At 47.6% G+C, this 13836-nt stretch carries 11 protein-coding genes; 10 read left to right on the plus strand and 1 reads right to left on the minus strand.

The window, feature by feature from the left end; translation table 11 throughout:
- Positions 1 to 600: 600 nt before the first annotated feature.
- From secA to VJ579_04170, 5 genes are all read left to right on the plus strand, one after another.
- Entirely contained in the window at positions 601 to 3111 is a 2511-nt protein-coding gene (gene secA / locus VJ579_04150; protein HXK38229.1) for a preprotein translocase subunit SecA, read from the plus strand.
- Positions 3112 to 3272: 161 nt separating this feature from the next.
- Complete coding sequence (locus tag VJ579_04155) at positions 3273 to 4499, plus strand: MFS transporter (protein HXK38230.1); 1227 nt, start codon at positions 3273 to 3275, stop codon at positions 4497 to 4499.
- A gap of 39 nt (positions 4500 to 4538) precedes the next feature.
- On the plus strand, positions 4539 to 5591 hold the full coding sequence (locus VJ579_04160) for an AI-2E family transporter (protein HXK38231.1): 1053 nt from the start codon (positions 4539 to 4541) through the stop codon (positions 5589 to 5591).
- A 583-nt stretch (positions 5592 to 6174) separates the two neighbouring features.
- Positions 6175 to 6807, plus strand: coding sequence for a 50S ribosomal protein L25 (locus tag VJ579_04165; protein ID HXK38232.1), 633 nt, complete (start codon positions 6175 to 6177; stop codon positions 6805 to 6807).
- 93 nt (positions 6808 to 6900) lie between these two features.
- On the plus strand, positions 6901 to 8268 hold the full coding sequence (locus VJ579_04170; GenBank protein ID HXK38233.1) for a hypothetical protein: 1368 nt from the start codon (positions 6901 to 6903) through the stop codon (positions 8266 to 8268).
- 217 nt (positions 8269 to 8485) lie between these two features.
- On the opposite strand, the gene VJ579_04175 is transcribed toward VJ579_04170, so the two are convergent.
- Positions 8486 to 9115: a GDSL-type esterase/lipase family protein gene (locus VJ579_04175; GenBank protein ID HXK38234.1), complete on the minus strand. Its 630-nt coding sequence runs from the start codon at positions 9113 to 9115 to the stop codon at positions 8486 to 8488.
- Positions 9116 to 9183: 68 nt separating this feature from the next.
- On the opposite strand from VJ579_04175, the gene mnmA reads away from it, so the two are divergent.
- The 5 genes from mnmA to VJ579_04200 all read left to right on the plus strand — a co-directional run bounded on the left by mnmA (position 9184) and on the right by VJ579_04200 (position 13834).
- A complete protein-coding gene (mnmA, locus tag VJ579_04180; GenBank protein ID HXK38235.1) occupies positions 9184 to 10266 on the plus strand; it encodes a tRNA 2-thiouridine(34) synthase MnmA in 1083 nt (360 codons plus the stop codon).
- 6 nt (positions 10267 to 10272) lie between these two features.
- The gene (locus VJ579_04185) at positions 10273 to 10842 is read left to right on the plus strand and encodes an FKBP-type peptidyl-prolyl cis-trans isomerase (protein HXK38236.1); all 570 of its coding nucleotides are present in this window, start codon (positions 10273 to 10275) and stop codon (positions 10840 to 10842) included.
- Positions 10843 to 10917: 75 nt separating this feature from the next.
- Positions 10918 to 12381: a prepilin-type N-terminal cleavage/methylation domain-containing protein gene (locus tag VJ579_04190; protein HXK38237.1), complete on the plus strand. Its 1464-nt coding sequence runs from the start codon at positions 10918 to 10920 to the stop codon at positions 12379 to 12381.
- Between the two features lie 84 nt (positions 12382 to 12465).
- On the plus strand, positions 12466 to 13317 hold the full coding sequence (locus VJ579_04195) for an ATP cone domain-containing protein (protein ID HXK38238.1): 852 nt from the start codon (positions 12466 to 12468) through the stop codon (positions 13315 to 13317).
- 55 nt (positions 13318 to 13372) lie between these two features.
- The gene (locus VJ579_04200) at positions 13373 to 13834 is read left to right on the plus strand and encodes an MgtC/SapB family protein (protein HXK38239.1); all 462 of its coding nucleotides are present in this window, start codon (positions 13373 to 13375) and stop codon (positions 13832 to 13834) included.
- The last annotated feature ends 2 nt before the right edge of the window (positions 13835 to 13836 follow it).

Genomic DNA, 13836 nt, shown 5'->3' on the forward strand with positions numbered 1-13836 from the left:
GCGACTTTTAATATGTGAGAGATCGCTTTGCGCATCGCTGCTCCGCAGCAATGAGCGGTGCTGCGCACCCGCTAGCGCAAAGCTGGCCGCCACAGCTTAGGTACGGCCCCGGTCTTTTTGCCGGGATCGCCGGCTTTTCGCTCTCGCGGTACCACTGTACCGCTTCGGGCTCCAAAGCCTGGCGCTGCAGGCAAAAATCCTCGGGGTATCATGGCGTGGCATGGGTAGGGCTTCAGGCTCCAGCGAGGCCACCGCCGACAAAAATACGCGCAGTGGAATGGGTTGGAGGCTATGGGCTCCAGAGCCTGGCGCTGCTCTTTTCCTTTATTTAGGAAAAGGGAAAGGGGTCGGGAAAACATATGTTTTCCCGTGAAGGAAGGCAGTGAGTCCTCGAGCGTCGGAAAGCCGTGGGTTTCCGAGGAGGCAAAATTCCTCGGGGTTTCATAGTGTGGGTGTGGTAGCAGGAATTTCTCCATTCCCTTATTCCCTTAACACCTTATTCCCTTGAATTTTCGCCTTTTACTCCATATATATAGAGCGGTATGGGTGTGCGGACGGCAAGTAGCGAGGAAAGATAATATTTGGTATAGTTCCAGTACCATGAATTTCCTAAAGAATCTCTTCCCGGATCCTGCAACAAAGGACCGTAAGAAGTTGGAACCAATAGTAGCCACGATTAACGCCCTCGAGGACTCTTTTGCGAGCCTCTCGGATGAGGGACTCCGCATGAAGACCCTTGAACTCCAGGGCCAGCTTTCCGCAGGGAAGACCACAAATGATATTCTCCCTGAGGCGTTCGCGCTTGCCCGTGAGGCAAGTAAGCGTACTCTTGGACTCCGCCAGTTTGATGTGCAGATGATCGGTGGCATCATTCTCAATAATGGTGGCATTCCCGAAATGCGCACAGGTGAAGGAAAAACACTCGTTGCAACTGCACCGGTCTATTTGAATGCACTCACAGGAAAGGGCGTCCATGTCGTGACCGTCAATGACTACCTCGCTCGTCGTGACGCTGTATGGATGGGTCAGGTGTATAACGCACTCGGTCTCTCTGTTGCAGTCATCAATCACGATTCTTCATATCTCTATGATCCCTCACATGTCGAGGAGGATAAGGAGCGTGATGAGGTAGGCTCATTCCGCGTCGTTTATGATTTCTTGCGTCCCTGCTCTCGCTCTGAGGCATATGGTGCAGACATTACCTATGGAACGAACAGTGAGTTCGGTTTTGATTATCTTCGAGATAATATTAGTTATGATGCGCGTGAGCTGAGGCAGCGCGGACACCATTTTGCTATCGTTGACGAGGTGGACTCCATTCTTATCGATGAGGCACGTACCCCACTTATCATTTCTGCTCCTGCGCAGGAGTCGGATGAGTTTTATGGCCAGTTCGCTGCAATCGCGGCGCAACTTGAACCTGAGACGCACTACACGATTGACGAGAAAAATAAGGCTATTCAGCTAACTGATGAGGGTATTACTCGTGCTGAGGAGCTTTTAGGTGTTGAAAATATCTATACTGAGCGCGGTATTAAGCATGTGCATCACCTTGAGACTGCTGTGCGTGCAAAGGCACTCTTCCTAAATAATCGCGAGTATGTGGTGAAGAATGGAGAGGTTATTATTGTGGATGAGTTCACGGGGCGTATGCAGCCAGGGCGTCGTTGGTCAGAAGGTCTTCATCAGGCGATTGAGGCGAAGGAACACGTTTCAGTGCAGCGCGAGAGTCGCACAATGGCCTCGATCACCTACCAGAACTACTTCAAGCTTTACGATAAGCTTTCAGGTATGACCGGAACGGCCGAGACGAGCGCGGAGGAATTTGAGAAGATCTATAATCTTCGTGTGATTCCTGTTCCTCCAAATAAGCCATCAGGTCGCGTTGACTTGAATGACCATATCTTCCAGACAGAGAAGGGAAAGTTCATGGCAATCGCACGAAGAGTGAAAGAGCTCCATGAGAAGGGCCAACCAGTTTTGATCGGTACCGTGTCTGTCGAGAAGAATGAAGAACTTTCGGCATTCCTCGAAAAGGAGGGGGTTCCTCATACAGTGCTGAATGCGAAGAATCACGAGCATGAAGGAGAGATTGTTGCACAGGCGGGACGTAAGGGTGCGGTAACTATTGCAACCAATATGGCCGGTCGTGGTGTTGATATCAAACTTGGAGGAAATCCATCCACAAATGAGCAGTATGAGGAAATCATCAGCCTTGGTGGTCTTGCGGTGATTGGCACGGAGCGTCATGATGCACGCCGAATCGACAATCAGCTCCGTGGTCGCTCTGGTCGTCAGGGGGACCCTGGCCTCACACAGTTCTTCGTTTCCCTCGAGGATTCGCTTATGCGCATCTTCGCTACGGACACCATTAAGGGTATGCTCGGGCGCTTTGGGGTCCCTGAGGATGAGCCGATAGCGACAAGCATGATCACGAAGGCGCTTGAGAATGCACAAAATAAGATCGAAGGTTTCAATTTCGATGCGCGTAAGCATGTTTTCCAGTATGACAATGTCATCAACGTGCAGCGACAGGCGATGTATGCTCGCAGGCATAAGTTGCTTACTGGCGAACTCCTTGAGGTCGAGAAGTACTTCATCGATCTTTGTGGAGAGGGGGGTGAAGCAGGCGAGCTCGCATTGCGTGCCGCAGAACAGCATATTGCTGCCACAAGTGCCGAGCAGTTCTATACGATGATCCGTCGCCTTACACTTCAGGTGAACGACATGCATTGGGTGGATCATCTTGAAATGATGGACTACTCACGTTCTTCGGTGAATCTTCGTGCGTATGGTCAGCGTGATCCGCTCGTGGAATATAAGCGCGAGGCATTACGCATGTATCGTGATATGGAAGCAGCAATCGCCGGGCAGATCCTCGAGATTGTCCCACGTCTTATCATAGATAATGAAACTGATGAACAGCGTAAGGCACGCGAGCAAAAGGCTGCAGCGCAGCGCGCTGCTATTGAAAAGCAGATGGCGGCAGCAAGTGCTCCTACCGCTGGAGAGTCAGGCCCCGCTCACGTGATAAAGAAGAAAGAGCAGGGAAGGAATGATCCTTGTGCCTGTGGTAGCGGAAAGAAATACAAGAATTGCCACGGGAAATAATTCATTTTCCTAGGCTGACATAAAGAAGCTGTCTGTCTATAAAAGCACCCTTTCCGGGGTGCTTTTATTAACATATAGAATATGGCTAGGAATATACATATTATTCCTACTTCTGTGGATTAGGGGGCGACGAAAACAAGGAAATATGCTAAGCTAATACTATGAAGCGAATCCTCGCGGTTATTTTTTTCACCGTCTTCATCGACCTACTTGGCGTCGGGATGATCGTTCCGGTGCTTCCGCAACTCTTAGGTAATCCTGACTCGCCACTTTATCTATTGAGCAAGTCTGGCGATAGCGTGAAGCTCGGGCTTATTCTTCACGGAATCCTCTTTTCTCTTTATGCAATAGGGCAATTCATTGCATCGCCACTTTTAGGTCAGCTCTCTGACCGCATCGGTCGCAGACGTGTACTCGCAGGCGCGATGTTCCTTACTGCGGTTTCGCAGGCGGGGTTTGCGTATGCAATTGGAGCACTTTCTCTTGTATTGCTCTTCCTTACGCGTTTCATTGGCGGTCTTGCATCGGGTAATATACCTGTTGCACAGGCGGTGATTACTGATGCTGTTCCTGAAGAGAAGCGTAGTTCTGCAATGGGTATTATAGGGGCAGCATTCGGACTCGGACTTATCATTGGTCCATATATTGGAGGTAAGCTTATCGCTTTTGGGCCTTCAGTACCATTTTGGGTTGCAGCCGCACTTGCTTTTGTGAATGGGATATTCATACTTGCGGCACTCAAGGAGACACATGTGGTGACGGTGCCAAAAAGCGAGCTTTCTCCACTTGTGATAGGGTTGCGTTCAGCATTCATCGAAGTGCGTAAGGCGTTTACTCATTCGAGTCTCCGCGCGGTATATATCGTGTACTTTCTTATGCAGCTTGGCTTTGCGATGTTTATGTCGTTCGCGACAGTGCATTTCTCAAACAAGTTTCACTTTTCTGCAGAGGCGCTTGGTATATATTTCGCATTTACGGGATTATGTGCGGTGGTCGCGCAGGTCATCGTTGTGCGTTATGTTGCGAGGCATCATACAGAACATTCCGTGCTTGCTCCAGGGCTTGCACTGAATGCGTTGGGGCTACTTGGAATAGCGATTGTCAGTCATGTCACTATTCTCTATGTTGCGACATTTGTGCTCGCTATAGGTTATGGGCTTGTACATGCCAATACGCCTGCGCTACTCTCTCTTCGGGTAGAAAAAGCTGAGCGTGGTGTGGTGCTTGGGTATCTCGGTAGTGTGCAGGCACTCGGGCTTGCAATTCCGCCACTCTTTGCAGGTTTCATTGCGGCATCGTTCAGTGCACAGTCGGTATTGCTGACTGCCGCGGCGATTGTCGCTTGGGCATCGTATTATTTCCATCATTCCAATAAAGCACAGGCCTAATGCCTGTGCTTTTTGCTGAGATTGGGGTAAAATACGCTTATGCAAAAGCCAACAATTACCTCACTGATTTTCTTCTGGGTTATTTTCGCAGTTACAGGTGTGTTCGCATATTTGATTTTCGCACCTTATCTTACGTCGTTATTCCTCGGACTGGTGTTCGCCATTGTGCTTGCACCAGTGCATACTTGGCTTTCAAAAAAGTATGAAGGGAAGACAACATTCGCTGCACTGACAACAACACTTATCGCGGTATTTGCGATTATTATTCCTATGCTTGTTATTGGTTCACTCATGACGCAGGAGGTTGTGAGTGCATATAACTTATTGACGCAGAGTGGGGGAGGCGCGCTCGTCAATGCAACTGAGCGAGTAAATACATTCTTCCAGCACGTTTTGCCTGCAGCAAATATTCACGTGGACTTGCCTTCTATTGTCGGAAGTTTCTTACAATATATCGGCAGCAATTTGAACGCATTTTTCTTGAGTATCGTTGGTGTGCTTTTCAGCGCAATGCTCATGTTGTTTGCATTGTATTTCTTCTTGCGCGATGGAGATAAGTTGAAGCATTTTCTTATGGAATGGTCTCCGCTTCCAGAACGTTATGACGAAAATATTCTCGATCGGCTTGCATCCGCAGTGAGCGCGGTGGTGAAGGGTTCTCTTGTTTCGGCAATCGCACAGGGAACAGGAGTCGGTATCGGATTTGCGCTCTTCGGGATTCAGGGCGCACTCCTTTGGGGTGTTGTTGCAGTTTTTGCTGCACTCATCCCTGTTGTTGGCACGGCATTGGTCACTGTCCCCGCAGCGCTCCTCTTTTTGTTCAATGGTGCATTGTTGAAAGGGATACTCCTGCTTCTCTATAGTGTGATTCTTGTAGGAAATATCGATACATTCATTAGGCCTTATTTGATGGGCAAAAATCTTGATATTCATCCACTTATTATTTTGCTTTCAGTGCTCGGAGGACTTTCGGTTTTTGGTCCTATTGGTTTCATTGCAGGTCCGGTTGTTATTGCGCTCTTCTTCGTTTTGCTTGAACTCTATCCTCAGCTCATGCGGGGAAAAGTCGAAGAAGGCGCTCCAAAGCAGTAACACAAAAGCCCCACTCGGGGCTTTTCTTGAGCTGTGTATAACTTGTGGAAAACTTTTCGCTTTCTACTATTGCATGCTCTTTGCTGGGGTCTATAATACAACTGTAGGACAAAACCTACCCGGATAAAACTCGTTCAGAGAAATCCCAAAAGGAAATCTCAAAAATCACAATGTACGAGCATTGCTGAAATAAAAAATTACGATGGCCATCGTAATTTTTTATTTCTTGGGCGTTTTTGCGCGACGAAGAAAACAGCGGGCTCTTGCCACACTGTTTTCTTCTGAGCACTGCTGCGCAGCTGCTTGTGCAAAAACTCTGTATATTAGCGGCGTATATTTGCTGATTCCGCCTCACGGTGTGAGTACGGCACTACGTGCCCAGATGAGGTTCTGTTGCGTCCTGTTCTTGAGAGGGCAGCAAACTTACATTGCCTCCGAGAGGTCATGCTTTGCATGACAACAATCCAGTCCTTTTGGTTGTATATCCTCATGACTCATGACTTCTACTCATGACTGTATTTTGGGCTTGATTTTATCCTATAATCTGCTATAGTTCGTCCATTAACAAAATAACTTTTGGATCATGATAACGATTGACGCAACATTGCGTGACGTGAAAGTAAATCCTAAGCACATCCGCGCAGAAGGCAATATGCCAGCGGTGTTCTATGGAAAGGGTGTCGAAACGACAGCCATCACTACTCCGCTCATCGCATTTACTAAGGCATATCGCGAGGCTGGTGAGTCTACGATTGTAACGCTTAAGGTGGGTGACAAGAAGTACTCTGTACTTATTCACGCACTCGACGTACATCCTGTAACCGGTGTTCCAATGCACGCAGACTTCCTTGTTGTTCCTATGGACAAGGTGCTCGAAGTTGCAGTACCGCTTGTATTCGTCGGTGAAATGCCAGCTGCAAAGCTCGGTGCAACACTGCTCAAGGTGCTTCACGAGGTGAACATTTCTGCGCTTCCTGCAGATCTTCCACACGATATCAAGGTTGATGTATCTTCATTGGTTGAAGTACATTCACACATCACGATTGGTGACCTCGCACTTCCAAAGGGCGTGAAGGTACTCGATGATGCCAGTGAGATCGTCGCTTCTGCAGCAGAGGCGATGGAAGAGGAGGTAGAGCCAGTTGTAGCTGTTGATATGGCTGCAGTTGAGGTTGAGAAGAAGGGAAAGAAGGAAGAGGCAGCACCAGCTGCATAATTCACAAAAAACGAGCAACAGCTCGTTTTTTTGTTTTTATGTGGTGTGATATCAATTTGCGTCATAAAAACATGGTAAAATGGTTATATAGATATGTTGCAGTGGCGCTTGGGGAAAACATTGTTTTATGCTGCCGGGCTCGTCTTGGTTTTCGGGCTCTTTTTTGTCATGCATGCACGCACCGTAGAGGCGGTCTCTTGTAATGCAGATGTCGGAACTGACCGTAACCTTCTTATGGAACAAATGAAGGCATGTGATGAAGAGGTTGCACAGCTTAATTCTACGATTGGTGAACTTTCCAAGAAGGGAAAGAGCTATAACAATGAAATTGCCTTACTGAAGGCACGTATCACAAAGGCGCAGTCGAATATCAAGGCGAAAAATGTGCAGATCTCACGACTTGCTGAAGATATCCAAGAGAAGAACCATGAGGTGAATCAGCTTTCCGATAAGCTTGAACGTGAGCGTCAGTCGCTTGCACAGCTGGTGCGCCTGACCTCAGAATACGATAATGCGAGTTTGATGGAGCAACTGCTCTCGGGTGATAGTATCTCAAATTTCTTCCTTGATGTTGATCAATTTGTTTCCTTGCAACAAGCATTGGGAAATTCGACCCAGACAATTAAACACATTCGTAAAGATACCGAAGAGGCAAAACAGCTCCTTGAGACGAAAAAGGATCAAGAGCTTGATGCTCGCGCAGAACTTGAGCGCGCAAGAGTAGAACATGAAGCGAACCAGAAGACGCAGCAGCAGCTTCTTTCGATAACAAAGAACCAGGAGGCGGGATACCAGAAGGTACTTGCTGATCGCAAGAAAAAGATTGCTGCGATTCGCGAAGCGCTGTTCAAACTCCAAGATGATACAAAGATCTCATTCGGACAAGCGTATGACTATGCACTTGAAGCAGAGAAGGATGTAGGTATTCGACCTGCATTTCTCCTTGCCATCTTCTCTCAGGAGACAAGCTTCGGTAAGTTTGTCGGTGGATGTGTGCTCACTGATGACAATGGGAATGGAAAGAAGATTAGTTCGGGAAGCGCGGTTTCGAAGTTGATGGCAACTCGTGATATTGCACCTTTCAAGACTATTACCGCAGCGCTCGCGAAGGATCCATATAGTACCCCCGTATCCTGCCCACAATCATATGGTTATGGCGGAGCTATGGGCTCTGCGCAGTTTATTCCCTCGACGTGGATAGGATTTGTAAAGCGCGTGCAGCCACTGGTGGGCTCGTATCCAAATCCTTGGAATCCTCGTCATGCATTCGTGACGGCAGCAATGTATTTGACTGATCTTGGTGCAGCAGCACGAACCGCAAGTGCGGAGCGCAATGCTGCATGTAGGTATTATTCTGGTGCAGCGTGTGGTAAGCGACCAGGGTCAAGTGCATACGGAGATTCTGTGCTCGCGAAAGCAGCAAATATACAGAAGACCATGATTGACCCGATGAATCAATAAAAACTTCCCCATTGGGGAAGTTTTTATTGATTCATCGGTTCTCACTGCGTAAGTACAGCCGCTGTCTTTTTCGCGGAGAAGGCCTCAGGTTTCGCCCTCAATGTACCATTGTACATCGTCGGGCTCCAACCAGGCCTTCGCCACGAAAAATCCGAGCGGTTTCATATATCTGGGGTAAGTGGCTCCGAATTATTACTCATGACTAATGACCCATGACTCATGACTTTGATGTGGGGAGGAGAGGGATGAGTACAGAAGCGATGCGGTCGGTGATGATTGTATAGCCGGCGTCGTTGGGGTGGATACCATCATCACTCATGAGTTTAGCGTTCCCGAATATACCATTGAGAATATCGGGGTCAAAGGCCGTACCCATTTCCTTTGCAAGTGATTTAAATGGTGATCGGTATTTATCGCCAATGATTCCACCTTGTACTCCAACGAGAAGAATCACGGCACCATCAGATTGAAAATCTTTGATGATAGTTTTGAGGTTACGAAATGTCTCGTCGACAGACACTCGGCGGAGTGCGTCATTTCCTCCGAGAAAGAGAATGACGATATCGGGTTTTTCAGCGCGTGCATCATTGATGCGGCTAAGTGCAAGAGCGGTTGTATCTCCAGAAATGCCCTTATTGATGATTGGAAGTTTTATTCTCTCGCTGAGCATACGCACATAGCCACCTGTATCACTACCGACACCTTGGGTAAGTGAGTCTCCGAAGGCGAGTATTTTATTGCCACGTGCGGGTGCGTTGCGTATGGAAATTGTTTTTGGATACAGTGCGTAAGTGACACCAGAAAAGACTAGGAGTGCAATGATAATGATAATAAAACGATTTTGCATACATATAGTGTAGCATAGGATAGTATTGGTGACTTCCATGGTTTGCTGCTTTGTGCTATCTTTGCGTTATGAATAGCGGCGCAGGAAAAAAAGTATTTGTTGGCATGTCTGGAGGAGTGGATTCTTCTGTCGTGGCGGCAATGCTTAAAGACGATGGGTATGACGTCACTGGTGTGTTCATTAAAGTCTGGGACGCGCCTTGGCTTCCTTGTGATTGGCGCGCAGAGCGACGTAGTGCAATGCATGTGGCAGCACAATTGCGTATACCATTTCGCACGCTTGATCTAGAAGCAGAATACAAGAAAGGGGTTGTGGATTACATGATTGCAGAATATGCAGCGGGGCGCATTCCAAATCCGGATGTATTTTGTAACAAAGTGGTGAAGTTTGGCGGCTTCTTCGACTATGCACGGAGCCAAGGCGCAGATTTCGTTGCAACGGGGCATTATGCGCGCACTGAAACAAGGAATGGTGTGGCGCGCCTCTTGACTGCTCACGATGAAGGGAAAGAGCAAAGTTATTTTCTTTGGAATGTTAGTGGCAATGCACTTGCACATACGTTGTTCCCAATAGGTGCTTTGCCTAAAGTGGAAGTGCGTAAGCTTGCAGAAAAGTATGCGCTTCCAAATGCGACGAAGAAGGATAGTCAAGGGATTTGTTTTCTTGGCCCAATATCAATCGTTGAGTTTTTGAAGCATTATGTAGACACACGTAAGGGTGCAGTGTTGAATGAGGAAGGCAAGACTATTGGTGAACATGAAGGCGCATTGCTCTATACAATAGGTCAACGTCATGGATTCCTTGTTCATGAAAAGACCGCTTCGAGCCAAGCATTTTATGTGGTGCGCAAGGATATGGAGAAAAATACGATTACGGTCGCGCCTCGCAAGGATGGCAAGACGAGCGCTGTTGCAGGGGGGTGCATACTCACTGACCTGAATTTTATCGCACCGAAGTCAGAGTGGGGGACGGGTGAGCTCGTTATTCGTTATCACGGTGAACGAATACCGCTCGCATCAATGGAGTTCACGGAGGAGGGGCTGCGTTGTCGATTCAGCCATCCTGTAACTGATGTTGCGCTTGGGCAATCAGGTGTGTATTACAAGGATGATGAATGTATGGGCGGTGGAGTTATTTGTGCTATTATTTAACACATTATGAATGAAGATAGAAAGTGGAATGTGATTGTCGGTGTGCTTGCAGCAGCACTTATTGTTGGCGGTGCATATATGATGATTCCTCGCACTGAGAAGGATAAAGTAGTTGCCGTAGCGGGTAAGGCTGCGGGCGAGGACTTGGCACCTGTTGAAGATGCAAAAGTGGAATCTGACGCTGCAAAGGTCATTAAGGTAAGTGAGAAGCCTTTAGTAAAACAGACTAATACAATAAAAATTATGGACCAAGATGGAGTAAAGGTAGAAATCATGAAGGAGGGAGCAGGTGATGGTGCGAAGAATGGACAGACTGTCGTTGTGCATTACACCGGTATGTTTACTGATGGAAAGGTCTTCGACTCGAGCGTGCCTCGTGGTCAGCCATTCCCAGTAAAGCTGGGTGCGGGTATGGTCATTGAGGGTTGGGAGAAGGGTCTCGTAGGGATGAAGGTTGGCGAGAAGCGCCGTCTTACGATTCCACCAGAGCTTGGATACGGCGCAGCGGGAGCAGGCGGTGTAATACCACCAAACTCCACCCTTGTGTTTGATGTCGAACTGCTCGAAATCAAATAGTAGAACACAAAAGCCACGATAAGTGGCTTTTGCTATACACTCCCGAAGCTGTGGTCTTATGCTATACTTTTGTATATGATGAAACAGCGCGGTTTTACATTAATTGAATTGCTTGTTGTGATTGCGGTGATTGCATTGTTGTCTTCTGTTGTGCTCGCAACACTGACCACCGCACGAACGAAGTCTCGTGATGCACAGCGAATTGTGAACGCAAACCAGATCGTCAAAGCACTCGAACTTAACGCTTCGGGCGGGGGAGCGCTGATGGTTAATGATGCGGGGATCTCATCGTCTACAAATCCAGGGGCGGGTTTTGTTGCAAAAACCTCCAGTGACGATGCGAGCTATCTTTCAAAGTCCATCGTGGCGTCGTTGAAAGAAAAGGGCGTTTATTCAAGTGATAAGTTGTCTGATCCTGTGTATGGGAAGGATAATTATTATCTTGCATACTGCCAGGATACAAATATTTATACGGTTTTTTTGAAACTGGAACGCCCAGAAAATCAAATCGCATCAACAACACTTGGGATGATGTGTGGCGGAGGTATTGCAAATTCGCTTGGGATGAATGGCGCAATCGCTGGAGGTGGTGGGGTTGCCGCTGCTCAGTCGTCATATGCATCGACTGATGGTTGTACAAGTTGCTCAACAACAAATGCCTGGGAGGTTGCAGGAGGTGCGCTACCTACACCACTCTCATTTGGGCAATCTGCAGTAATCGGTGACTATATGTATCTCTTTGGGGGGTACAACGGTTCTGCATATTCAAACGCAATCTACCGAGCACCACTTGTAAATCCCTTAGCTTGGGTTGATACTGGCTCAACACTTCCGGGTCCTGTTGCTCACGCAAGTTCTGCCATCATTGGATCATATATTTATATCTTCGGTGGTTATAATGGAAGCGTGTATATAAATACAATTTACCGAGCACCGCTCTCGAATCCTACTGCTTGGGTAAATACGGGTGCGACACTCCCTACAATTCTTGGTTATTCACATCTCGCGATCGTTGGTACGAATGTCTATCTCTTTGGTGGATATGCAGGAATTCATGTGAATACTATATTTCGTGCGCCAGTTTCTGATCCTATAGCTTGGGTTAATACTGGATCGACGATGCCGCTCACCCTTGCACATGGCCAGATAAAGGTAATCGGAGGATATGTTTACATTTTTGGTGGGAACGACGGAGTAACAGTGAAGAATACGATCTATCGTGCATCAACGGCTTCACCGCTTGTATGGGGAAATACGGGCGCGACATTACCATCAAACCTTATGTATTCAACGATTGGAGTTGTTGGTGATTACGTCTATCTCTATAGTGGAAGTGCAAACGCTACTGCTTACTTGAATGCGGTATATAGGGCGCCTATAAGCGATCCACTCGCTTGGTCAAGTCTTGGTGCCGTGCTGCCAACTGCTTACGGTGGCAGTAATTTTGCTATCATAAATGGCTATGCATACCTTATAGGCGGGTATAACGGATCAGCTCACCTCGGTGCAATCTATCGCGCCCCAGTGACCTATCCATAGAGCTTCTTGAGTAAAAATGCGGACCTAGTCCGCATTTTTATATTATCTAAAGTCGCATAATCAGTGTGTTACAATGTTATATATATGATTCCGATATTCATTACAAAGCAGAACGGCACTCGTGAGCCTTGGGACCCGAAGAAGGTGGAACGATCATTGCGTGCGGCAAAGGCAGATGAGCAGGTGATTGTTGAAGTTATGAAGCGACTTGATACTGAGGTGCGCGAGGGGATGACTACAAGAGAGATCTATCGTTTAGCATTCACTATGCTGCGCAAGATCCATCGTCCAACTGCTGCACAATATAGTCTGAAGAATGCAATCATGGACTTAGGGCCCTCAGGTTTTCCGTTCGAGCGTTTCTTTTCTGAAATATTGCGATCAGAAGGTTACCATACGCAGGTCGGAGTCATCGTAAAGGGAGCGTGTGTCGAGCATGAAGTTGATGTTATTGCAGAGCGTGATGGAGAGCGTTTTCTTGTCGAAGCAAAATATCATAATGCACAGAATACAAAGTCTGATGTAAAAGTCGCACTCTATGTACAGGCGCGCTTTGAAGATATTCAAAAGCAGCTCGGTGAGTCTGCGGCGGGACTCGGGTATTATAACCAAATGTGGCTTGTCACGAACACGAGTTTCACTGCACAGGCGATCCAATATGGATCATGTATCGGTTTGCGCATGACCGGATGGAATTTCCCCGCAGGAGATACGCTTCAGGATATGATACAGCGCACGCAGACGCATCCGATCACCAGTCTTACGACACTCACGCGCGCACAAAAGAATTCACTGATAAATGACGGTTATGTGCTCTGTCGCGATATTCTCGACCACCCAGACCTTTTAGAGAAGATGGGTGTAGTAAAGGGGAGACTCAAGGCGGTCCGCGATGAAGCCATGCAACTTTGCGGGAGAGTATCTCAAGCAGCGTAGCAAAAAAACGAAATACGGGAGTATTTCGTTTTTGTATTCATGCTATAATTTTATCATGATTCCAATAACTGATACCGATCTTATTTTACGTCTTTCGACCGCAGTGCTTTGCGGTCTACTCGTGGGCGTGGAGCGCTCTCGTGTAGGGAAGCGTGCGGGTATGCGTACCTATGGCTTGGTTGCTCTTGGTGCAGCATTATTCGTTGTGATCTCGCTCGCAGTTTCTGCGCAGTATGCTACTACATTCACCTTCGACCCCTTGCGCGTCGCTTCGCAGATTGTCGTTGGTATCGGTTTCCTTGGTGCGGGTGTTATCTTTGTCGAACGACAAGTGCTCACTGGACTGACAACGGCTGCGGGAATGTGGGTCGTCGCTGCAATCGGTGCGGCATCAGGATTTGGTTTGTATGTTATTGCTGCATACGTGACATTTCTTACATTGTTCATCTTTGAGGGGCTATGGTATATTGAAAATAGATTTGTACGTAAGGCTAAGTCATCTGATAAGTCAGATTAGGA

The sequence above is a fragment of the Candidatus Paceibacterota bacterium genome (assembly GCA_035583355.1).
Classification (GTDB): Bacteria; Patescibacteriota; Minisyncoccia; order Phycocordibacterales; family UBA6899; genus JAJZQJ01.